This is a genomic window from Microbacterium sp. BH-3-3-3, assembly GCF_007679045.1.
In the GTDB taxonomy this organism is placed as follows: Bacteria; Actinomycetota; Actinomycetes; order Actinomycetales; family Microbacteriaceae; genus Microbacterium; species Microbacterium algihabitans.
In genome coordinates this window covers 117,767-138,525 of sequence record NZ_VEFS01000002.1, presented here as the reverse complement: position 1 = coordinate 138,525, position 20,759 = coordinate 117,767, and the positions used below count along the sequence as shown (strand labels likewise).

General features: G+C 71.5%; 22 protein-coding genes. 7 read left to right on the top strand and 15 right to left on the bottom strand.

What is annotated here, in order from left to right; all coding sequences use genetic code 11:
* Positions 1-5 precede the first annotated feature (5 nt).
* From FS769_RS08455 to FS769_RS08430, 6 genes are all read right to left on the bottom strand, one after another.
* Positions 6-188: a hypothetical protein gene (locus FS769_RS08455; protein ID WP_144832350.1), complete on the bottom strand. Its 183-nt coding sequence runs from the start codon at positions 186-188 to the stop codon at positions 6-8.
* Positions 189-222: 34 nt separating this feature from the next.
* Positions 223-3,255: an AAA family ATPase gene (locus tag FS769_RS08450; RefSeq protein ID WP_144832347.1), complete on the bottom strand. Its 3,033-nt coding sequence runs from the start codon at positions 3,253-3,255 to the stop codon at positions 223-225.
* Positions 3,252-4,406 carry an exonuclease SbcCD subunit D gene (locus tag FS769_RS08445; RefSeq protein ID WP_144832344.1) on the bottom strand — a complete coding sequence of 385 codons (1,155 nt, stop codon included), beginning with the start codon at positions 4,404-4,406 and terminating at the stop codon, positions 3,252-3,254. Before FS769_RS08445 ends, FS769_RS08450 begins: the two co-directional genes overlap by 4 nt.
* 102 nt (positions 4,407-4,508) lie before the next feature.
* A complete protein-coding gene (locus tag FS769_RS08440; protein WP_144832342.1) occupies positions 4,509-4,826 on the bottom strand; it encodes a hypothetical protein in 318 nt (105 codons plus the stop codon).
* Between the two features lies 1 nt (position 4,827).
* Positions 4,828-5,037 carry a hypothetical protein gene (locus FS769_RS08435; RefSeq protein WP_144832339.1) on the bottom strand — a complete coding sequence of 70 codons (210 nt, stop codon included), beginning with the start codon at positions 5,035-5,037 and terminating at the stop codon, positions 4,828-4,830.
* A gap of 96 nt (positions 5,038-5,133) precedes the next feature.
* Positions 5,134-5,433, bottom strand: coding sequence for a GNAT family N-acetyltransferase (locus FS769_RS08430; protein ID WP_144832336.1), 300 nt, complete (start codon positions 5,431-5,433; stop codon positions 5,134-5,136).
* A 438-nt stretch (positions 5,434-5,871) separates the two neighbouring features.
* On the opposite strand from FS769_RS08430, the gene FS769_RS08425 reads away from it, so the two are divergent.
* From FS769_RS08425 to FS769_RS08415, 3 genes are all read left to right on the top strand, one after another.
* Entirely contained in the window at positions 5,872-6,609 is a 738-nt protein-coding gene (locus tag FS769_RS08425; RefSeq protein ID WP_144832334.1) for a winged helix-turn-helix domain-containing protein, read from the top strand.
* Positions 6,610-6,683: 74 nt separating this feature from the next.
* The gene (locus FS769_RS08420; RefSeq protein ID WP_144832331.1) at positions 6,684-7,673 is read left to right on the top strand and encodes a DNA-3-methyladenine glycosylase; all 990 of its coding nucleotides are present in this window, start codon (positions 6,684-6,686) and stop codon (positions 7,671-7,673) included.
* 42 nt (positions 7,674-7,715) lie between these two features.
* Complete coding sequence (locus FS769_RS08415; RefSeq protein ID WP_144832328.1) at positions 7,716-7,937, top strand: hypothetical protein; 222 nt, start codon at positions 7,716-7,718, stop codon at positions 7,935-7,937.
* An 11-nt stretch (positions 7,938-7,948) separates the two neighbouring features.
* On the opposite strand, the gene FS769_RS08410 is transcribed toward FS769_RS08415, so the two are convergent.
* From FS769_RS08410 to FS769_RS08395, 4 genes are all read right to left on the bottom strand, one after another.
* Positions 7,949-8,707, bottom strand: a complete 759-nt coding sequence (locus FS769_RS08410) for an ABC transporter ATP-binding protein (RefSeq protein ID WP_144832325.1) — start codon at positions 8,705-8,707, stop codon at positions 7,949-7,951.
* Complete coding sequence (locus FS769_RS08405) at positions 8,704-9,711, bottom strand: iron chelate uptake ABC transporter family permease subunit (protein WP_144832323.1); 1,008 nt, start codon at positions 9,709-9,711, stop codon at positions 8,704-8,706. The genes FS769_RS08410 and FS769_RS08405 overlap by 4 nt, the downstream gene beginning before the upstream one ends.
* Positions 9,704-10,669 carry an ABC transporter permease gene (locus FS769_RS08400; protein WP_144832320.1) on the bottom strand — a complete coding sequence of 322 codons (966 nt, stop codon included), beginning with the start codon at positions 10,667-10,669 and terminating at the stop codon, positions 9,704-9,706. The genes FS769_RS08405 and FS769_RS08400 overlap by 8 nt, the downstream gene beginning before the upstream one ends.
* Before the next feature lie 69 nt (positions 10,670-10,738).
* Positions 10,739-11,707 carry a siderophore ABC transporter substrate-binding protein gene (locus FS769_RS08395; RefSeq protein WP_144832317.1) on the bottom strand — a complete coding sequence of 323 codons (969 nt, stop codon included), beginning with the start codon at positions 11,705-11,707 and terminating at the stop codon, positions 10,739-10,741.
* Between FS769_RS08395 and FS769_RS08390 the strand changes: the two genes are divergently transcribed.
* Positions 11,698-12,420: a siderophore-interacting protein gene (locus tag FS769_RS08390; RefSeq protein WP_144832314.1), complete on the top strand. Its 723-nt coding sequence runs from the start codon at positions 11,698-11,700 to the stop codon at positions 12,418-12,420. The two genes, FS769_RS08395 and FS769_RS08390, sit on opposite strands and share 10 nt — an antisense overlap.
* A gap of 16 nt (positions 12,421-12,436) precedes the next feature.
* Here FS769_RS08390 and FS769_RS08385 read toward each other — a convergent pair whose 3' ends face one another.
* A complete protein-coding gene (locus tag FS769_RS08385) occupies positions 12,437-14,197 on the bottom strand; it encodes a S16 family serine protease (RefSeq protein ID WP_186325482.1) in 1,761 nt (586 codons plus the stop codon).
* Positions 14,194-15,159 (bottom strand): GNAT family N-acetyltransferase, encoded by a 966-nt coding sequence (locus tag FS769_RS17175; protein ID WP_313959271.1) that lies wholly within the window; start codon positions 15,157-15,159, stop codon positions 14,194-14,196. Before FS769_RS17175 ends, FS769_RS08385 begins: the two co-directional genes overlap by 4 nt.
* A gap of 94 nt (positions 15,160-15,253) precedes the next feature.
* On the opposite strand from FS769_RS17175, the gene FS769_RS08375 reads away from it, so the two are divergent.
* Positions 15,254-15,544, top strand: coding sequence for a DUF4287 domain-containing protein (locus FS769_RS08375; protein ID WP_144832308.1), 291 nt, complete (start codon positions 15,254-15,256; stop codon positions 15,542-15,544).
* On the opposite strand, the gene FS769_RS08370 is transcribed toward FS769_RS08375, so the two are convergent.
* Positions 15,541-16,152: a MerR family transcriptional regulator gene (locus FS769_RS08370; protein WP_144832306.1), complete on the bottom strand. Its 612-nt coding sequence runs from the start codon at positions 16,150-16,152 to the stop codon at positions 15,541-15,543. The genes FS769_RS08375 and FS769_RS08370 overlap by 4 nt on opposite strands.
* Positions 16,153-16,222: 70 nt before the next feature.
* Between FS769_RS08370 and FS769_RS08365 the strand changes: the two genes are divergently transcribed.
* Together FS769_RS08365 and FS769_RS08360 are read left to right on the top strand one after the other, a co-directional pair.
* The gene (locus FS769_RS08365; RefSeq protein ID WP_144832303.1) at positions 16,223-16,723 is read left to right on the top strand and encodes a DUF4188 domain-containing protein; all 501 of its coding nucleotides are present in this window, start codon (positions 16,223-16,225) and stop codon (positions 16,721-16,723) included.
* 4 nt (positions 16,724-16,727) lie between these two features.
* Complete coding sequence (locus FS769_RS08360) at positions 16,728-17,588, top strand: sulfurtransferase (protein ID WP_144832300.1); 861 nt, start codon at positions 16,728-16,730, stop codon at positions 17,586-17,588.
* A 187-nt stretch (positions 17,589-17,775) separates the two neighbouring features.
* Here the strand turns inward: FS769_RS08360 and FS769_RS08355 are convergent, their stop codons facing one another.
* Both FS769_RS08355 and FS769_RS08350 read right to left on the bottom strand, forming a co-directional pair.
* Positions 17,776-19,101 carry an NAD(P)/FAD-dependent oxidoreductase gene (locus tag FS769_RS08355; protein WP_144832297.1) on the bottom strand — a complete coding sequence of 442 codons (1,326 nt, stop codon included), beginning with the start codon at positions 19,099-19,101 and terminating at the stop codon, positions 17,776-17,778.
* A 108-nt stretch (positions 19,102-19,209) separates the two neighbouring features.
* A complete protein-coding gene (locus tag FS769_RS08350) occupies positions 19,210-20,664 on the bottom strand; it encodes an amino acid permease (protein WP_144832294.1) in 1,455 nt (484 codons plus the stop codon).
* Positions 20,665-20,759: the final 95 nt, after the last annotated feature.

The following is a 20,759-nucleotide window of genomic DNA, read 5'->3' as shown; positions in this document are numbered from 1 at the left end:
CGCGCTCAGTCGACGTCGCGACGCGCGAACACCGCCCGCAGCACGAAGAACACGATCACCGCGACGACGGCCACGGCCACGAGCCGGAACACGAAGGCGAGGAGCGAGAAGAGGATGTTCACCAGGACCCACGCGATGATGACGGCCACGACGACGCCGACGATGGTCCAGATGGTGCTCTTGCGCATGTTTTCAGCGTAGTCGGCCGCGTCACCACCTCGCTCACCCGGTCGGCGCCACGGCCCCCTGCCGGATGACGCTCTGCCCGCGCGGGGTCGCGGCGACGTGCAGCTGGGCGGGGAGCTGATCTTTCATCGACGCGACGTGGCTGATGATCCCCACGGTGCGTCCGCCCTGGCGGAGTTCGTCGAGGGTGCGCATCGCGAGCTCGAGCGTGTCGTCGTCGAGGGAGCCGAAGCCCTCGTCGATGAAGAGCGTGTCGAGGCGGATGCCGCCCGCACGGGCTGTGACGACCTCGGCGAGGCCGAGAGCGAGGGCGAGGGAGGTGAGGAAGGTCTCGCCGCCCGACAACGACTGCGGGGGTCGGAACTGGCCGGTGAAGGCGTCCATCACCTCGATGCCGAGGCCGCTGGCCGCGCCGCGCGCCGCGAGGGCGTCGGTGTGCTGCAGACGGTATCGGCCCGCCGACATATGCTCGAGGCGCAGGTTGGCCGCGGCCACGATCTCTTCGAGTTCGGCGGCGAGCACGAAGGTCTCGAGGGTCATCCGGCGCGTGTTGGGCGCCCGACCGGCCATGGTGTCCGCCAGTCGCGCCACCACGGCGTGCTCGTCGGAGAGCGCCGCGATGTGGCCCTGCGCCTCGTCGGCTCGATGGGCGATCCCACGCAGGCGATCAGCCAGCGCTTGCGCGGTCGCGTGACCGGCTGCGGCGGTCTGCAGGCGCGCCCGCGCCTCGGACACGGCGGCGGCGAACGGTGCCGGATCGACCGGCTCGTCTGCGTCGTCGACCAGTTCGAGCTCGAGCTCGAGCAGACGTTGCTTCGCGGCGGTCACCGCGGCATCGTGCTCGGCGACGGTGGCGTCGAGGCGCTGTCGCTCGGCGGGGGTGCGCCGGGCGGCGGTGACGGCGTCGACGTCGGCGAACGGGCTCGCGCCGACGAGTCGGTCGAGGGCCTCGTCTGCGACGCGGGCCGCGTCGTCGGCCGCACGGAGCTGAGCGCGGGCATCGCGGAGCTCGCGGACGGCGGCGCGACGCGCGCGCAGGTCGTCTCGACGCGCGGAGACCGAGGCGAACTCTCCGCGGGCCTCGCCCACGGCGGCGCTCACGACGTCGACGCGGTGGGCGAGGAGGGCCGCCTCTTGACGCACCGTTGCGAGCTCAGCCACGAGGGTCTCGATGCGTGCCGCGATCTCGCGATCGAGGTCGGCGCAGCGGCGGCGCTCGGTCTGCACGACATCTCTCTCGACGACATCCGCCTCGGCTGCGGCCAGCGCCGCCTCTGCGTCGTCGAGTCGCGCGGAAAGCGTCTGCACGTCGTCACCCCCGGCGCGAGCTGAGGCCAGGGCGTGCTCGTCGCGCGCGATGCGCGCGGCGTCGGCGGCGAGGCGATCGGCGGCCGCCGCGGTGTTCTTGCGGTCTTCTGCCGCCGCGATCTGGTCGTCGGTGACGGGCTCGCCGTCGCCGACCGCGGGACGGGGGTGCTCGGTCGAACCGCACACCGCGCAGGGTCGCCCGTCGACCAACTCATGGGCGAGCTCCGCCGCCGCGCCGGCGAGGCGCGCGCGCAGCAGGGTCGTCCACGCTTCGACGGCCTGCTGCAGCTCATCGGCGCGGACCAGCGAGGTGAGGTCGGCGTGCTCGCGTTCGTTGAGCAGACGGTCGGCCTGCCGCGCCGCCTCGAGACGCCGGCGGGTGTCGTCGCGGGTCGCGAGGGCGGCTTCTCGACGCGCCGCCGCACCCTCGAGCCGACCGAGTCGCTCGTCGAGGTCGCGAAGCACCTCGGGCACCTCGGCGCGGCCGTCGACCAGGGTGGAATGCTCCGCTTCAAGGGTGACGACGCGCGCCGCGGACGCGGCGCGTTCGGCCTCGAGCCGTTCCAGCTCGACCTCCGCCGCGCGGGCCTCTTCGGCGCGGGAGAGCAGACCGGTGAGCGCGTCGTCGCGGGCGCGGAGAGCGTCATCGTCGTCGTCCGCCGGCTCTTCGCCGATCGAGCGGACGACCTCGATCGCGGCGGCGGCTCGCACCCGAGCGGCTTCGGCGGTCGATTGCGCGGACGCCGCGGCGTCCAGCGGCGCGCCCAGGGCCTCGGCCTCGGCTGCCTCCGCCGCCTCCCGACGGGCGCGATCGACAGCGGCGGCGACCTCGTCGAGCGCGGCGAGACGATCTCTCATCCGCAGTCTCTCGACCTGGCGATCGTGCAGGGCCGTCGCGGCGCGCTCCGCGGTGAGCGCGCTGTCGAGGCGCTGATCGCTCTCGTCGCGCTCACGGGCGAGGGTGTCGACCCGGTAGTCGGCGCGCTCGACGGCGCGGACGAGGCGGGAGAGCCGCTCGGTGACGCCGAGACCGGCGAGGCCCTCGACAGCGGTGGGTGCGGAGTCGCCCTCGGTCACCGCGGCCTCATCGAGGTCCGCTGCGAGCCGTTCGGCCTCATCGAGGAGAGTGGCGACCTCGACCCCCTCGTTCGCGAGGCGCTCGGCAGCCCGCTTGCGGCGGTCGTCGACCTCGGCCGCGTACTGCTCGAAGGTGCGCGTGCCGAAGAGCGTGCGCAACAGGCTGAGGCGTTCGTCGTTCTTCGCCAGCAGGAAGCGCGCGAAGCGGTTCTGCGCGAGCAGGATGACCTGCAGGAACTGCTGCTGGGTCAGCCCCAGGATCTCGTCGAGGCGGGCGGCGACGTCGACCGGTCGCGCGGCGACGCCCGTCCATCCCTCGGACGCCAGTACCTCGAGCACCGCCCGGTGGGGTTCTCGGGTGGTGCCGCCGCCGCGGCGCTTCGGCCGCTCGAACTCGGGCGATCGCGTCAGACGCCAGCGGTCGCCTTCGGCGCTGAACTCCAACGTCACGCGCGTGGGGTCGTCGGGTTCGCAGTGGTCGCTGCGCAGCCGGCGCTCCCCGCCGTCGTAGCGGGGGACGCCGCCGTAGAGCGCGTAACAGACGCCGTCGAGGATGCTCGACTTGCCGGCACCGGTACGCCCCGTGATCAGGAAGATGCCGTCGGCCGCGAACGCGTCGAAGTCGACCTCCTGTGTCTCGAGGAACGGGCCGAAGCCCTCGAGTTCGAGCCGGTGGAGCTTCATTTCGCGGCCTCCGCCACCGAGCGGGAGTCGAGGACGTCGCGGATCAGCTCGCGCTCGGCGTCGGATGCTCCCTCTCCTTCTCTGACGTGCGCGAGGAAGGCCTCGATGATCTCGCCGTCGTCGCGGGCGGCGCGCACGCGCGCGCTGTAGGCGACGCCGTCATCGGCGCGGACACCGGCAGGCTGGTGCACCACCGTCGCGCACCAGGGGAAGCGCGCCTGGAGACGGCGCATGGGATCGGGTTGGGGTGTCGCGTCGGTGTACTCGGCGCGCACCCAGTGCTCGTCGTGTCCGTCGAAACGGGGATCGACGAGCAGGTCGTCGAGCGACCCGCGGAGGGTGACGAGAGGGCGCGGGACGGGCAGGTCGATCCAGCGCACCGACGCCAGCCCCGTGGCGTCGAGGTCGACGAGCCACGACCCCCGGGGCTTGCCCTCTTCGGAGAAGCTGTAGTGCAGGGGCGCCCCCGCGTACCGCACGCGCTCGGACAGCTGCTGGCGGCCGTGGATGTGCCCGAGCGCGACATAGTCGGGTCCGTCGAACGCCGGGAGCGGGACCACGTCGAGTCCACCCTGACGGATCTCGCGCTCGACCCCCGGGGTGGCGTCGACACCGGCGGCGAAGCAGTGCGCCGCGACCACCGAGCGCCCCCCTCGCCGAGCGAGGTCGGAGCGGACGAGGTCGAGCGCGTGCTGCATGGTCTGCGCCTGGCTGCGCAGCTCGACCCCCTCCCAGAGATGACGCACGATGGCCGGCTCGAGGTAGGGGATGCCGTAGAAGTGGACCGGTCCGTGCTCGTCGTCGATCGAGACGGGGGTGCCCACCGATAAGGGGTCGGTGACCACCGCGATCTCGGAGCGCAGCAGGGCGGACTGGAACCCGAGTCGTGCGGCCGAATCGTGGTTGCCGCTGGTGACCACGACGCGCGCGCCCTCGTCGGCGAGAGCGGCCAGCGTCTGCGACAGCAGCGGATAGCACGCCGCCGAGGGGGCGGCCGAGTCGAACACGTCGCCCGCGACGATGACCACGTCGACCTGATTCTCGCGCACCTGGGCGACGAGCGCCTCGAGCACCCCGCTCAACGCGTCGAGCGTCGAGAACCCGTGGAAGGAGCGCCCGATGTGCCAGTCGGAAGTGTGGAGGATCCGCATGCTCACACGGTACGTCGGACCTCCGACATCGGCTCGCAGCGACCCCCGCACATGCGGATGCCCCGCCTCCGTGAGGGAGTGCGGGGCATCCGAGCGAGCGTGTCAGGCGCCGGCGACCTCCGCCGCGAGGGCGCGGATGCGGTCGTCACCGAGGTCGAGACCGACGTCGGCGAACCGCTGGCGCAGCACGTCGGCGATGCGCTCCTGGCTCTTGTCGCCCACATCGGCGCGGGTCTGCACGACCACGCCCGCGATGCGTGCCTCGTCGTCGGTGGGATGGGTGTCCATCGCCGGCTCGGACTGCTCGTCCGGTCGGGCGATCTTGCGGTCGGCGTGCACCGCACCGCCGACGGAGTCGGCTGCGCCCGCACCGCCGTCGGAAGCGTCCGTGGGCTCGGGGGCCCGGGTTGCATCGGTCATGTCAGTCCTCCGAGCTCATGTCGGGGTCGATGCCCTGGCTGGCGGCATCGCCCTCGATGGGGTCCGAGGGAGCGGCGTCGTTGAGACGGGACGATCCCTTCGCGCTGTCGTTGCGCTCCGCGGTCTCGCCGTCGGCGACGGCACCGCTCTCCCACCCTCCGGGCGGGTCCGCGTCGATGACTCCCTCGGGAAGGTCGCGTTCGTTGTTCATGACACCCCTTTCCAGAGCTTCAGCTTCGCGAACGACCGCCCGCATCGGGCAGGGGTTGACGACCGCACCGAGGCGGACATAGGCGCCAGGAGCTGCTCAGGAGGCCGAACGTCGATGGAGCAGGCCCGCGCGCTCGGGGTGCGCTTCGAACCACTCCCCCACGTACCAGCACACGGGGAGGATCTCGCGGTCGCCCGCCGCCTCGATCGCGTCGACGGCGCGCTCGGTGATGACACCCGCGTAGCCGTGACCGCGGAAAGTGGGAATGGTGAACGCGCGCGTCAGGGCGACCGTGCGCCCGTCGTCGCGGTAGTCGAGCACCGAGACCAGGTCGTCTCCCCGGTGGAGGGTGTACCGCGAGGCGGTCTTGTCGTCGGCGAACTGCAGATCTGACATGCGGGAAGGCTACGCCTCCCGGAAACATCGTCGGGCGGATGCCGCAAAGTGCACGGTGCACACCGAGCTCAGGCCACGCCGGCTGAGCATGATGCGCACCGGGATCCCGGTCGACGCGATTTGACGCACGAGGACTCGGTGGGTCATAATCCCCCCATGACTGTCAACGCGCGTTCTCTGTCCGCCCGGGAGGCGAACGGGACTGCCGGCATGATGATGCCCGGCCGCGTTGTCATGTGTTGTCGAATGTGCCGCTAACAGCGACCCTCGCCCGGACGACCCTCGCGCTTCTGAACGCCGACGTCGTCCCCCGGTCCACGGATCCGCGCGTCGATCACGCGCATCCGCATGCCGCGCTCCGGCCCTTCGGCCCCCACCTCCCGTCGAACCCCGCTCCGTGACGATGCCCGGGTTCACACACCCAAGGACTTCCTCCTCATGTCGCTTACCGCTGTTCTCGACCGCCCCGTGACCACCACCGTCTCGCCCCGCGCCGCTCGCCCCGCCGCTCCGGGCCCCGCCGCCCCCGTGGCGCCGGCCGCCGCGGCCCCCGCCCGCCCGACCGGCCCGGCGACCACCTCCCCCCGCGGCTTCGCCCTCTACGTGGGCATCGACGAGGCCAAGGCCGCCGCCGCGGGCGTGAGCCTCGGCACCCTGGTCGAGGCCCTCCGCCGCACGCTCGGCGAGCTGGCCCCCGCAGCCGAGACGTACGCCACCGTGGCCCTCGCCCCCGCGGGTGCCGGTGGCCGCGACGTCGACGTCGTGCGCCTCGCCCTGCACGAGCCCTCGGCGGTCGCTCGCACCAAGGACGAGCCCGCCGAGGAGGATCGCGCGCCCGGCGGCGTGGTCGTCGACATCTCGCGCAAGCGCGTGCTCATCGACGGCGAGTCGGCGGCCTTCACGTTCAAGGAGTTCGAGCTGCTGCAGTACCTGGTGCTGCGCGAGGGGCGCACGATCGAGCGCACCGAGCTCGTGGCATCCCTCTGGGAGGGCTCGACCGACGAGGACGCCCCCGGCGAGCGCACGATCGACGTGCACGTGCGTCGCCTGCGCGCGAAGCTCGGCGTCTACGAAGACATCGTGCGCACGGTGCGCGGGGTCGGCTACCGCTTCGACCGTCACGCCGACGTGTCGATCCGCTACGGACACGGCACGCCGTCGCCCGACCGCTTCTGACCCTCCCGACCGGTCCTCACCCTCTCCGCGACGCCGGATGCCGCGATGTCGGTGCTCCGACGTAGGGTGTCGGCATGAGGTCGACCGGGGTCCGCGCGCATCACGCGTCACGCGAGCTCGCCGCCCCCGCGGGACGCCCGATCGAGTCGGAGTACCGCCCGGCGGGCCCGGTCGACATCGGCCGAGCCGTCGCGGCGCAACGCCACGGCGCGAACGATCCCACCTACTCCGCCTCGCAGCCGTTGTCGGCCGGGGGCGTGGTGTGGCGCGTGAGCCGCACCCCTCTCGGCGTCGCCACCCTCGCCCTGCGCCTGCGCGTCGGCGGTACGGTCACGGCGGCTGCCTGGGGTCCGGGCGCCGAGTGGGCACTCGACCAGCTGCCCGCCCTGTGCGGACGCGACGACGACCTCGACGGATTCGACGCGTCGCGGCATCCGTCGGTCGCCGAATGGCATCGCCGTCACCCCGATCTGCGCATCGGTCGCACCGACCTCGTCTTCGACGCGCTCGTGAGCGCCGTCATGGAGCAGAAAGTCACCAGCATGCAGGCCTTCTCGGCCTGGCGCAGCATCGTCACCTGGTTCGGCGAGCGGGCGCCCGGTCCGACTCCGCGACCGATGTTCGCCCCTCCCGACATCGAGGGATGGCGGCACGTTCCGTCGTGGGCGTGGCATCGCGCCGGCCTCGAACCGCCGCAGTCGCGCACGATCGTCGAGACGGCCCGTCGCGGCGCATCGGTCGTCCGCGCGGCGGAGGCGGCCGTCGACGGCGAAGCCCGCGATCGCGTGTTCATCAGCCTCAAGGGCGTGGGCATCTGGACGAGTGCCGAGACGCGGATCCGCGCGTTCGGTGATCCGGATGCCGTGAGCGTCGGCGACTACCACCTCGCCCACCAGGTGGGCTTCGCGTTGACGGGTCACCGCACCGATGACGACGGCATGCTCGAGCTTCTCGAACCCTTCGCGGGGCACCGGCAGCGCGTGATCCGTCTCATCTACGCGGGCTCCGCCCTCGAGCCCCGCCGCGGACCCCGCCTGCACCCCGAGGACCACCGCGATCGCTGAGGCGCCCGCGACATCGGCCGCGGCCCGCCCTAGGCTGACCGCATGACGCAACCCGATACCGGCTGGCCGCGCGGACGCACCTACTGGGTGCTGGGCAGTGTCGTGCTCTTCGGGCTCGGCGCCGTGTTCGGTCTCGTCTGGCAGAACATCTGGCTGGGCCTGATCATCGCCGCGGCCGTCTCGGTCGGATGGCTCATCGCCTACGAGTCGAGCCGGGGCCGCAGCGTCGGCGTGAACGATCCCGACAACGGCATCCAGCTCTGAGACGTCAGGTCTCAGCGGTAGTACACCGCGAGCGGGTACGCGCCGTCACGGCGCACCTCGACGGGGGTGCCGAACACCTGCTCCAAGACCGCGGGGGTCATCAGATCGGCCGGCGTTCCGATGTGCACGACCCGGCCCTCCGACAGCGCGATGATGCGGTCGGCGTAGGCGGCCGCGAAGTTGATGTCGTGCACGACGATCACGATGGTCTTGCCCAGTTCGTCGGCTGCTCGGCGGAGCTGGCCCATCATGGCGACCGCGTGCTTCATGTCGAGGTTGTTCAACGGCTCGTCGAGCAGGATGTAGTCGGTGTCCTGCGCGAGGACCATCGCGACGTACGCACGTTGACGCTGACCGCCCGACAGCTGATCGAGGTAGCGGCCCGCCAGCGGCGTGAGGTCGAGGAACGCGAGGGCCTCGTCGACCTTCTCGTGGTCGAGGGCGGTGAGCCTGCCCTGCGAGTGCGGGAAGCGGCCGAAGCCGACCAGGTCGCGCACCGTGAGCCGGGTGACGAAGTGGTTCTCCTGGCGCAGGATCGAGACGATTCGGGCGAGCTCGCGGCCGGGAGTCGATGTCACGTCGTGACCGGCGACGGTGACGCGACCGGTCGTCGCCGTCGCGAGTCGGCCGACGATGGTCAGAAGGGTCGATTTGCCTGCCCCGTTCGGCCCGACGAGGGCCGTGACGCCGCCCGCCGGGATGTCGAGCGTGACGGGGCCGAGCACGGTGAGATCGCCGTAGGTCATGGTGACGTCGGTGAGAGAGATCACAGGCTCCCCTTCCGGAGGAGGTAGACGAGGAAGAACAGGCCTCCGGCGAACTCGATGATGATCGAGAGCATGCCCGCGGCGTAGAAGACGTGGCGCAGCACGAAGTACCCCACCAGCAGGGTCGCCATGCCGAGCAGCACCGCGAAGGGGAGCACCACGCGATGCTGCGACGATCCGGAGAGTTGGTAGGCGAGGGTCGCGACGATGAAGCCGAAGAAGGTCATCGGACCCACCATCGTCGTGGACACCGAGATGAGCACGGCGACGAGCACGAGCACGCCGATCACCTCGCGACGGTAGGCCAGGCCCAGGTTGAGGGAGGTCTCGCGACCGAGGGCGAGCACGTCGAGCCGATGACGCGCGCGCCACACGAGCAGGAGCACACCGGCGACGACCAGGGCACCCCAGGGGAGGTAGTCGGGGTCGGAGTTCGACAGGTTGCCGAACAGACGAGCCGAGAGGATGTCGAAGTCGCTCGGCGTCAGTAGTCGCTGCATGACGGTCGAGAGCGAGCCGAAGCCGACGCCGAGCACCACGCCGACCAGCAGCATGATGTGCAGGTTGCCGCGCCGACCGGCGAACAGCCAGCCGTACAACAGGGTGGCGAACCCCACCATCAGCACGCTCTGCACCACGACTTTGAGCAGGCCGTCGGTCGCCGAGAGGGCGGCGCTGCCGAAGAAGAACACGAGAGCGGTCTGCATCACGACGTAGAGCGCATCGAAGCCCATGATCGACGGCGTCAGAATGCGGTTGGCCGTGGCCGTGTGGAACAGCACGGTCGCCACCGCCTGGCAGCAGGCCACCAGCGCGATGGTCGCCACGCTCACGACGCGGAGGTTCACCGCGATACCGAAGCCCCGCGAACCGGGGGCGCCCGGAACATCCCAGATCAGGACGCCGACGGCTGCGATCACGACGACGAGAGCCAGGATGCCGAAGCGCCAGGCGATCCGTGGACGGCGCGGGCGGGCGGGGGCGATCGTCGCCAGGGTGTCAGGCACGGGCGCGCATCCTCAGCAGCAAGGTGATGAACACGGCGGCGCCGACCACGCCGAGGATCATCGAGACGGGGACCTCGAACGGCATCCGGATGATCCGTCCGACGATGTCGCACACCACCACGATCGCGACTCCACCCAGACATACCCAGGGAAGGTTGGTGCGGGCGTTGTCTCCGCGCCACATCGATACGAGGTTCGGCACGACGAGACCGAGGAACGGCAGAAACCCCACCACGACGGTGGTCACCCCCGTGGCGACCGCGACGAGACCGGTGCCGATGAGCAGCACGCGGGTGTGATCCAGGCCTACCGAGGTGGAGATGTCGCGACCGAGGCCGGCGACGGTGATGCGGTCGGCGTAGAGGAACACCAGGAGGACCACGAGCGCGACGATCCACAGCACCTCGTACCGCCCGCGGACGATCGAGGTGAAACTGCCCATGAACCATGTGCCGAGCATCTGCAGGGAGTTGGTCGAGACGGCCAGGTACGTGGTGAAGGCCGAGACGACGGCGCCGAGCATGATGCCGATGAGGGGCACGACGAGTGAGGACCGGAGCGAGATCCGCTGCAGGATGCCGATGAACACCATGGTGCCGACGAAGGCGGCGATCGAGGCCGCGACCATGCGCACCCACAGGGGTGCCGCCGGCACGAGCAACACCGTGACGAGCAGCCCGAGCGCCGCCCACTCGGTCGTGCCCGTCGTCGACGGTTCGACGAAGCGGTTCTGGGTGAGCAGCTGCATGATCAGGCCCGACACGGCCATGGCGCAGCCGGCGAGGACGAGCGCGACCGTGCGAGGCACGCGCGAGATGAAGAACATCTCGCCGCCGAAGTCGTCGGCGGCGAGATCGTAGGCGCCGACGAACAGCGAGAGCACGACGAGCGCGGCCACCCCAGCCAGGGCGAGAGGCAACGCGATGCGCGCGCGGAGGCGAACAGGTGAGGAGGTCATGGCATCCGTCCTGAGCCGCTCGTGTGAGGGTCGGCGGATCCGACCCCCACACGAGCGGGTACAGCCGGGTCAGGACGCGAAAGCCTCGGCGGCCGAGCGGTACAGCTTCGTGTAGGCCTGGATGCCCTCGTCGAGGTAGAAGCTCGCGTCGAGGTAGACGATCTGGTCTTTCTGCACGGCGGGGACGTTCTTCAGCGCCTCGGCGTTCTCGACCAGTTCCTTCGCCGAGACGTACCCGTCCTCGCCGAACATCGCGTCGCGGTCGAGCACGAACAACCACTCGGGGTTCGCAGCGGCGATCGCCTCGACGCTGATGTCGTCACCGTGCGACGCGTCTTCGGCCGAGCGCTCGAGGGCGGGTGTGAGTCCGAGCGTCGGGAAGAGCGTTCCGACTCCGCGGCCCTCACCGGGGGCCGCGTAGGCGATCTTGCCGCCCGAGGTGATGAGGCCCATCACCGTCTGCGACGGGTCGTAGGCCTCACGGGCGTCGGAGATCGCGGCATCCAGATCGGAGGAGAGCTGCGCGGCCTCGTCTTCCTTGTCGAAGACCTGACCCAGGATCGCGGTCTGCCGCTTCAGCTCGGCGGCGTGGTCTTCGCCGTCGCGCGGGCTCGTCTCGATGATCGCCGGCTGGATCTGCCTCAACTGGTCGTAGATCTCGCGGAAGCGGTAGCCGCCCACGATCAGGTCGGGCTCGCTCGCGACGACGGCCTCGATGTCGGGCTCGCGATGCAGGCCCACGTCGAGCACATCGTCGCCACCGGAGAGCGAGGGCCAGAGGTCGTACATGAGGGGCTTCGGAGCGGCGACGAGCGTCACTCCCCAGTCGCTGAGCGTCTGGAACGTCGTGTTGTCGAGGGCGACGACCCGCTCGGGGGCGACCGGAACCTCGATCGATCCGTGGTTGTCGTCCACGGTCACCGTGGACGCGCCTGCGGCCTGGTCGGCGGGGGCGGATGCCGCAGAGGCGCAGCCGGCGAGGGCGAGAGCGGCCGTGAGCGAAGCGACGGCGAGGGGACGGAACAGGCGTGAACTCATGCGGATCTCTCCGCACCTACCTCACACCCGCCTTCGTCCGTCTCCGACTGGAGGGCGACGATCTGCGCGGGTTCGACTCCCCCGGCGCCGACGATCACATCCGGGTGTTCTTCCCGTCGGAGCCGACGGCGGGAACCGATGACCTCCGGTCGGCGCCGAACCGCGAGTACACCCCCGTGTCGTGGGATGCCGTCGACGGGTGGCTCGACATCGACGTCGCGCTGCACCGCGACGGCGTCGGCAGCCGGTGGGCCGAGACCGCGCTGATCGGCGACGCGGTGGGCGTCGGCGGTCCGCGCGGCTCGATGGTGCTCGAAGGCCGTCCCGACGCCTGGCTTCTGGCCGGCGACGAGACCGCCGTGCCCGCGATCCGGCGCTTCGCCGCGGCGATGGACGACGATGCGGTCGGGCGCATCGCGATCGAAGTCCCCGACGCCGCGCACGACCTTCCCGTGGCCGCTCCCCCCGGTGTCGAGGTGGTGCAGCTGCACCGCGGAAATCGCGAGGCCGGCAGCGAGCTGACCGACTGGCTCGACGCCCTCGACGTCGAGGAGCGGCCCGACGGATGCGTGTTCGGCTTCGTCGCCGCGGAGCAGTCGGTCGTGCGCGCCGGACGCGCCCTCCTTCTCGAACGCTGGACCGGCGACCCCGCGGCGACGATCGTGAAGGGCTATTGGAAGCGCGGCACCGCCGAGTATCACGCCCCGCACTGAGGCGCGGGCCGTGGGGTCAGTCGCGCTGCACGCCGCCCACGAAGGCGAGCACGCGAGCGCGGAGGAACGGCGAGATGAACGCCGTGAACGCCCCCGGCGCGAGCGTCGCCGATGCCCGCGCCGCGGCATCCGCCGCCGCCGCCCGTACGAGGGGCACCTCGGCGCCGGTCCCGGTGAGCGCATCGACGGCCCGCACGACGTATTCGTCACCCACGGCGATGCGCTGGGCGATCGCGTCGGCGGGGTCGACACCCTGAGGAACCGCCACCGCCTGGCTCGCCAGGAGCGGAGTGATGCTGCGGTCGTAGCTCGTTGCGGCGACCGCCAGTGCGAACCACTCGCCGCTCTCGTCGGCGCGCGACGAGAGCGTCTCGCGCGCCTCTTCGAGAGCCCGCAGCCGCACAGCGGCGGGGTCATCGGCCGCGGGCGTCTCGTCGGCGCCGCCGTCGTACGCGTCGTCGGCGGCGATCGCGGCACGGCGCAGCAGCGAGGCGAGACCGTCGAGGTCGGCGTCTGCGGCGACGGGGCCGGCGTCACCCAGAGATGCGCGCACGTCGTCGATCGTCCGGGCGCGGGCGAGGGACGCGGATGCCAGCGACGCGGCGATCCGCCCCGCCTCGAGCTGCGCGTCGTCGGCGTCGGCGGCGAAGATCGATCGGGCGAACGAGGCGAGCGCCCAGGCCTCCGCGGCGGCGCCCGTCGTCGCCAGGAGGGCGTCGGCGCCGTCGAGCGTCGTCGGCGTCTCGCCGGCCAGAGCGGTGAGCAGGGCATCGGAGTCCGCGAGGACGGCGGACGCCTGCGCGGAGGCCTCGACCGCGGAGAGGGCGGACCCGCGCGCGGCCGCGGCGTCGTCTGCGGCCGAGAGGGCCGTCGCGAATGCGCCCGCGGTCTCGCCCGCCGCGCTCAGCTCTCGCGCCCGTTGCACCCCCGCGCGCACCCGATCCGCGAGGTCGCCGTCGAGCCCCTGCACCGCGGCGGCGGCCGCCGTCAGAGCGTCGTCGGTGGGCCCGTCCAACGCCCCGTCTGTCAGCCCGTCGGCGTCCGCACGCGGTGAGGGGAGGGCGTCGGGTGACGCGGCGGGGGTGGGGAAGGCCGCCTCGGGCAGATCCTCCCCCGTCATCACGGCGTAGGCGCCCGCGATGTCGGCCACCTCGGTGATCGTCATGCCCCCGGTCGCTGCGAGCTGATCGAGGTCGACCGGCGCCCCCGTGGCATCCGCCGCCACACGTTGCCCCGCGGGGACGAGGATCGTGTCGATCCCTCCCGCCTCGATCGCCGCCGAGACCTGCTCCGGCAGCCCCGCGACGGGACTCACGATGCCGAGCGGCGTCACCCCGCCCGCGAGAGCGACGCCGGGCTGCACCTCGGTGCCGTAGTACAGCGCGAGCACGCCGACCGCGGTCACGGCTCCCGCGGACGGGGTGGCGAGGCGTGCGTCGAAGCCGAAGGTGTAGGCGGTGTCGGGGCGGGCGCCGGTGAGCAGTGTCGCGGCGGTGACGGCCGTCCACGTCGCCGACTGGGTGACCGGGTCGACGCCGCTGACGTCGTTCTCGGTGATGTCGATGCTGAGGTCGCCGCCGTCGGCGGACGCGGCGGTGATGCGCTGCGAGGTCAGTCCGCCCTTGGAACCGCTGGCGTAGAGCACGGGCACCGTCACCTCCGAGCCCTCGAAGGTGCCGTCGGAACCCGTGCCGAAGCCGAGCGAGAACTTCAGGTCGCAACCGGCGAGCGCAAGCACGCCGACCAGCACGAGGGCGATCCCGGCGCGACGTCTCACGGACCCTCCGCGACGAACAACGAGCACTCGGTGTCGTAGTACTCACGGGTCGTGCCGACCGGCCGCATCCCGATGCGCTCGGCGACGGCCTTCGACGCCTCGTTCGCCGGGTTCGTCACCGCGACGACACGACGGATGCCGCGCTGGTGGGCGAGCGTCAGCACCGCTTCGGCCGCCTCTGTGGCGGAGCCCGCACCCCACGCGTCGGGGTGGAAGTGCCACCCGATCTCGACGTCGTTCTCGCGGCCGTCGCCCGCGTCGCGCGACCACGGGATGCGCTTGAGCAGCACCGAGCCGAGGCGGCGACCTTCGCGCGTCGTGACGGCCCGGACCCCGAGCACGCCCTCGGCGAGCCCCGCCCAGCGATCGAGCAGCGCGTCGACCTCGCCCGGGTCGGCCATGACGCGACCGTCGCCGAGGAATCGACGCACCTCCGGCCGGCGGTACATGTCGTACAGGAACGCGCGGTCGTCGTCGGAGCGCGTCCACTCCCGCAGGATCAGGTTCGGCGTCTCGAGTCGTGTGCGGCGCATGGGGACGTGCGGGATGCCGTCTTCGGCGAACGGAGCCCCCGACACGACGAAACCGAAGCGGCCGTACCACTCGGCGAGATGCGCCTGGGCGTCGAGCAGGATGGGCACCCCGGGCGCCTCGACCTCGAGCTGCCCCACGGCCGCGCGCATGAGGTCGGCGGCGATCCCGCGGCCGCGGGCGTGCGGGGCCGTGGCGACCCGACCGATGCGGGTGTTCGCCGGCTCCCGCAGGAGGCGGAGTGTCGCGAGCACGTCGTCGCCGTCCTGCGCCCACATGAGCTCGGCTCCCGGCTCGATGTCGCGACCGTCGATCTCGGGGTACGCGGCATTCTGCTCGACGACGAACACGGTGACGCGCATCCAGAGGATGCGGTACAGCGTGAGGGGGGCGATGTCGGCGACGGGCGCGCGGTGCACGGTGACGGCCATCCTTCGACCGTACCCGGGCCCGGCCCGGTGGCCTGCCGCCCGGCAACGGGCGACGCGGTGGACCGATGTCGGAGCAGACCGCTAGCCTCCGGTCATGTCCTTCCAGTCCTACCTCGACAACATCGAGACCAAGACGGGTCTCACCCCACGGCAGTTCATCGCCCTTGCCGAAGAGCGCGGTTTCGGACCGGGCACCAAGGCGACCCCGATCCTCGAGTGGTTGAAAGACGACTACGACCTCGGGCGCGGCCACGGCATGGCCCTCGTGCACGTGATCACGAAGGGCCCGCAGATCGACGACACGCACGTCGGTCGCGGCGGGTCGCACGGCGACAAGAGCGACACGCTCTGGCTCGACGGGGCGGCCTCGAACCCGAACCCCTAACCTCTCGGCGAGAAGCGTCGCGACGCGGCGATCTGTTCGGCGACCCGCCTCAGCGCGAGGACGAGGGGCTCGACCAGGGCCGTCCCCAGCACGACGTAACGCACGGCATCGTCCATCGACGTCTCGGGTGTCGAGGCGAGCTCGGCGTCGCCGATCGCGCCGAGATGGACGAGGTAGGCGTCCATCACTGACGGGGGCACCGTGAACCCCGCGCGATCGAGCGTCGCGAGGGCATGCGCGACGGCACGGAGCTGGTCGGGGAAGCAATCGAGGGGTGAGCCGCCCATGCGTTCCAGCAGGGCGGTGGCCGCGGACAGGTCGAGGTCGCCGTCGACCACCGGGGTCACGGCGGCGTTGGCGGCACCGAGCAGGTCATAGGGATTCTCGGGCGGTTCTTCGAGCACCCCGATCACCTTGCGCACCCCCGCGATCCCCACGCCGGCGTCGACGAGCGCGCGGATGACGCCGAGGCGCTGCACGTGCGGGATGCCGTAGCTCGCCTGCGTCGGCGAGGTGCGCTCCCCCTCGGGCAGCAGCCTCTCGCGCAGGTAGTACTTGATGGTGGCGACGGGCACTCCGCTCTCCGCCGACAATTCCGAGATCCGCACCGCTCACCCCTTGACTCGATAGCTTTACTATCTAACACTGGATAGTGATACTATCGAGTGAGGACGAGCCATGGCATCCATCAATCCGGGACGAATGACCCACCGCTGGGACGGCGAACTCGTCGTCTTCCACATCGGAATGACGATCAACAAATGGTGGCGGCCCGATCAGTGGATGCCACTGATGAGCGACATGCCCAAGATGCTGCGCGAACTGAGCACCGACCCCGACTCCGGACTGCTGGGCTTCACGATGCTGCTCGGCGCCCGCGGTCCGTACCTCGTGCAGTACTGGTCGTCGCTCGACAAGCTCTACACCTACGCCTCGGCGCCGACCCAGGAGCACCGCCCGGCGTGGACGCGCTTCAACAAGCGGGCGCGCACGGTGCCCGGGGCGGTCGGCATCTGGCACGAGACGCACGTGGTCGAGCGCGCCGAGACGATCTACGTCGCGACCCCGCCGATGGGCCTGCCGCGCGCGACCGAGACCGTGCCCATCGCCTCGCGACACGACCGGGCCCGCGCGCGCGTGGCCGACGGCCGAACACGTGGCCCAGAGACGACAGACTGAGGGCATGGCTGCGATCCTCACCACCGCCGAAGAACTGCACGACGCCCTGGCCGCCGGCCGATACGCCGACGGCGGGCCCGTCCGCGTGCTCGACGTGCGCTGGCGACTGGACCGCCCCGACGGGCGGCCCGACCACCGTGCCGGGCACATCCCGGGCGCGCAGTACGTCGACCTCGACCACGACCTCGCCGCCCACGGCGCGCCGGCCGAGGGCCGGCATCCGCTCCCCCCGATCGAGGCGCTGCAGCAGACCGCCCGCCGGTGGGGAATCGACGAGGGCGACACCGTCGTCGTCTACGACGACCTGAAGAACATGTCGAGCGCTCGGGCCTGGTGGCTGCTGCGCGCGGCCGGGGTCGCCGACGTGCGCCTGCTCGACGGGGCACTGACCGCGTGGGTCGAGGCCGGGTTCGCCCTCGAGGAGGGGGATGCCGCGGCCCCCGCGCCCGGCTCGATCTCACTGGCCTACGGCGCGATGCCCACCCTCGCGCTCGACCAGGTCGCGTCGTTCGCCGACGACGGGCTGCTGCTGGATGCCCGGGCCGGGGAACGTTATCGCGGCGAGGTCGAACCCATCGATCCGCGCGCCGGCCACGTGCCCGGCGCCGTGAGCGCCCCGACCACCGAGAACGTCGGTGACGACGGACGCTTCCGCGCGCCGGACGAGCTGCGTTCGCGATTCCGGATGCTGGGAGCCGAGGACGGCATGAGCGTCGGCGTCTACTGCGGGTCGGGCGTGACGGCCGCGCACCAGGCGGTCGCCCTCACGCTCGCGGGCTTCGAGCCGCGGGTCTTCGCCGGGTCGTGGAGCCAGTGGTCGAACCACCCGGAGCTGCCCGTCGCGACGGGGCCGGAGCCGCGCTGAGGCTCCGTCGTTGGTGGCTGAGGCGCCGTCGCGGGTGGCTGAGCCTGTCGAAGCCACGAGCACCCGCGATGGCCCCGGTCCCTTCGACAGGCTCAGGGACCTCGGTGAGGCTCAGGGACCTCGGTGAGGCTCAGGGACCTCGGTAACGCTCAGGGACCTTCGACAGGCTCGGGGACCTTCTGGGCAGTCACGCCCAGAGTTCGCTGATGAGGATCTCGCGACCGAGCACGTTCTGCGCGGCGCGGTGCCCCGACAGCATCGCACCGGGGACGGTCGCGGGATCGTCTCCCCACGTCGCCTCGCCCGCGAGGTGCAGCGCTCCGCCGGCGAGCGGCTCGGCGAGGTCGTCGTGGTCGGCGCCGATGGATCCGGGCAGCATGTAGGCGTACGACCCGCGTGAGAACGGGTCGTCCTGCCAGCGGGTGACGAGGGCGCTCGTCGGCGCGGGCACGGCGTCGCCGTACAGGCGCCTCAGCTGAGCGAGGGTCGAGGCGACGATCTCGTCGTCGCTCCACCCGCGGGTGGAGACCGCCGCGGGCCCGGCCGCGAAGGTGAGCAGGGCGGGCTCGTCGTGCAGGCGGCCGAGGTCGTACCAGGAGTGCCACCACTCCCCCTCGTCGCCGAGCTGACGGATGCCGTAGACCCCGTCCTCCCAGAATCGCTCGGCGAAACGCAGGACGACCTTCTCGAACGCGTTCATGCGCAGAAGGTCGAGCGCGCGCCGGTGCCCGGCCGGAAGCGGGGGTTCGAACACGACCCCGCCCGCGTGGAGGACGCCGACGGGAACCGTGACGACGGCCCGCGCCGCGGAGAACGTGCCTCTATCGGTCTCGACCTCGACACCGCCCTCGTTCCATTGCACCTGCGAGACGATGTGCTCGAAGCGCACCTCGAGGCCCGCTGCGAGGTGGTGGGCCAGCTCGTCGTAGCCCTCGGGGAAGACCACCTCGTCGCCGTCGACCGTGTCGTCGTCGAGGCCGTGGGCTCCGAGTCCGTGCATGCCGACGCCGTACTGCTCCTGCGCGCGGCGGTCGTTGTACTCGCGGACGCGCTCCTTCCGCTCGGCGTCCCAATCCCGTTCCCCGAGCGCCTGCTCCACCGCGTCGCCGTACGTCGCGTCGGGGGCGGCCGCGGAGATGACGTCCACGAGGGCCGCATTGAGGGCGCGGATGTCGTCGGCGTACTGCCGCACCTCCGCGGGGTCGAGTCGGCGCCCCTCGGCGTCGAAGTAGGTCAGGGGGCGGGAGTCGGGCTGGTACCCGCCGACGGTGAACTCGACCATCGGCATGCCGAAGGCGCGAGCCGCCGCAGCGACCGGGCTGTCGGTGATGCCGTGGATCCACGAGGCGCCGCGGTCGGTGACGTGGCCCCCGGTGCGGTCGGTGAAGACCCGGCCGCCGACGCGGTCGCGCGCCTCGAGCACCACGACCCGGTGTCCGGCCTGCGCGAGCAGCCGGGCAGCCGTGAGGCCGGAGATCCCGGCCCCGACGACGAGGGTGTCGAGCTGGTCCATGTGTCCTCCGCGTGCTCGTGGTTCCGCGACGCTACTGCGGACGGCACGCCCGCGGCATCCGCCATTCCGGCGTGCACGCGCCGACGCACTGGACGCGGCGTACAGCGATCAGGCGAGGGGGGCCTCTTCGTCGCGGCGCTCGGGAACCCGCCCCTTGCGGCCGTAACGCAGCCAGAAGTACAGGTAGCAGAGACCCACGAACGGGATGCCGAACCACAGGGCCGCGACCTGGTTGGGGTCGAAGGCGATCGCCACGATCGACGCCGTCAGCAGCACGAAGGCGAGGATCGGCACGAGAGGATACATCGGCGTGCGGTAGGCGAGGGTGGAGAGGTCGCCTCCCTCCCGCAGGAACTGGCGCCGGTGGAAGAACTGCGCGGCCACGATGGCCATCCACACCGCCACCGCCGCGAACCCGGCGATCGACACGAGCACGATGTACACCGTCTCGGCGGCGACGACGCTGGTGATGAGCGAGACGAGGCCGATCGCGAGACTGACGAGCAGAGCCACCATCGGGATGCCGCGGCGCGTGAGCTTCGTGAAGGCGCGGGGGGCGTATCCCTCCTCGGCGAGGGAGAAGAGCATGCGCGCGCAGGAGTAGAGGCCGCTGTTACCGACCGAGAGCAGGGCGGTGATGACGACGAAGTTCATGATGTCGGCGGCGTACGGCACCCCGACGATGTCGAAGACCTCGACGAAGGGGCTCTCGCTGACGCCGGCCTTGTCGTACGGCAGGAGCGCGGCGATCACGACGATCGAGCCGACGAACAGCACGAGCAGACGCAGCACCGTCGAGCGCAGCGCGCGGGGGATGTTGCGGGCGGGATCCTTCGTCTCACCGGCGGCGACACCGACGATCTCCGCCCCGCTGAAGGCGTAGAAGACGGCGAGCGAGGTGATGAGCACCCCGCCGAGACCCGCGGGCAGAAGCCCGTCGGGCGTGACGAAGTTGCTCAGCAGCACCGCCTCGTGCGGCTCGGACGACAGAGGGGTGAAGCCGAAGATCGCCATGCCGCCCAGCACGATGAGGGCGACGATCGCGAGCACCTTGATGAGGGCGAACCAGAACTCGGTCTCGCCGAATACGCGCGCCGAGATGGCGTTGAGGGTGAACAGCACCGCGGCGAAGACCACGCACCACACCCAGACGTCGACGTTCGGGAACCATCTCTGCATGAGGATCCCGGATGCCGTGAACTCCGACCCGAGCGCGACGACCCAGCACAGCCAGTACAGCCACGCCGTGGCGAAGCCCGTCGCCGGTCCCATCGTGCGGGCGGCGTAGATGTGGATCGAGCCCGAGACGGGGTAGGTCACCGCCAGCTCGCCGAGGCACACCATGACGAGCCACACGACGAACGCGCCGAGCAGGTACGCGAGCACGGCCCCGAGGGGACCGGCCTGGGCGATCGTGTATCCCGAGCTGAGGAAGAGGCCCGACCCGATGACGCCGCCCAGGGCGATCATGACGAGGTGGCGGGCGTTCATGGCACGGCGGAGACTCCGCTGCGGCTGAGAGGTCGCCGTCTCGGGAGCGGACGAATCGGTGGGACGACTCATGGGGGGCTCGCAATCATGATCGAGCCCGGAGCCGTCGAGGCGTCCGGGCGACGCAGAAACAGTAGTCGATGTGCACGCGGATCGGCGCGCGGCCG

Coding starts and splice junctions, on each gene's coding strand:
- FS769_RS08455 (WP_144832350.1), bottom strand. CDS start 188: ATGCGCAAGAGCACCATCTGGACCATCGTCGGCGTCGTCGTGGCCGTC.
- FS769_RS08450 (WP_144832347.1), bottom strand. CDS start 3,255: ATGAAGCTCCACCGGCTCGAACTCGAGGGCTTCGGCCCGTTCCTCGAG.
- FS769_RS08445 (WP_144832344.1), bottom strand. CDS start 4,406: ATGCGGATCCTCCACACTTCCGACTGGCACATCGGGCGCTCCTTCCAC.
- FS769_RS08440 (WP_144832342.1), bottom strand. CDS start 4,826: ATGACCGATGCAACCCGGGCCCCCGAGCCCACGGACGCTTCCGACGGC.
- FS769_RS08435 (WP_144832339.1), bottom strand. CDS start 5,037: ATGAACAACGAACGCGACCTTCCCGAGGGAGTCATCGACGCGGACCCG.
- FS769_RS08430 (WP_144832336.1), bottom strand. CDS start 5,433: ATGTCAGATCTGCAGTTCGCCGACGACAAGACCGCCTCGCGGTACACC.
- FS769_RS08425 (WP_144832334.1), top strand. CDS start 5,872: ATGTCGCTTACCGCTGTTCTCGACCGCCCCGTGACCACCACCGTCTCG.
- FS769_RS08420 (WP_144832331.1), top strand. CDS start 6,684: ATGAGGTCGACCGGGGTCCGCGCGCATCACGCGTCACGCGAGCTCGCC.
- FS769_RS08415 (WP_144832328.1), top strand. CDS start 7,716: ATGACGCAACCCGATACCGGCTGGCCGCGCGGACGCACCTACTGGGTG.
- FS769_RS08400 (WP_144832320.1), bottom strand. CDS start 10,669: ATGACCTCCTCACCTGTTCGCCTCCGCGCGCGCATCGCGTTGCCTCTC.
- FS769_RS08395 (WP_144832317.1), bottom strand. CDS start 11,707: ATGAGTTCACGCCTGTTCCGTCCCCTCGCCGTCGCTTCGCTCACGGCC.
- FS769_RS17175 (WP_313959271.1), bottom strand. CDS start 15,159: ATGGCCGTCACCGTGCACCGCGCGCCCGTCGCCGACATCGCCCCCCTC.
- FS769_RS08375 (WP_144832308.1), top strand. CDS start 15,254: ATGTCCTTCCAGTCCTACCTCGACAACATCGAGACCAAGACGGGTCTC.
- FS769_RS08365 (WP_144832303.1), top strand. CDS start 16,223: ATGGCATCCATCAATCCGGGACGAATGACCCACCGCTGGGACGGCGAA.
- FS769_RS08360 (WP_144832300.1), top strand. CDS start 16,728: ATGGCTGCGATCCTCACCACCGCCGAAGAACTGCACGACGCCCTGGCC.
- FS769_RS08355 (WP_144832297.1), bottom strand. CDS start 19,101: ATGGACCAGCTCGACACCCTCGTCGTCGGGGCCGGGATCTCCGGCCTC.
- FS769_RS08350 (WP_144832294.1), bottom strand. CDS start 20,664: ATGAGTCGTCCCACCGATTCGTCCGCTCCCGAGACGGCGACCTCTCAG.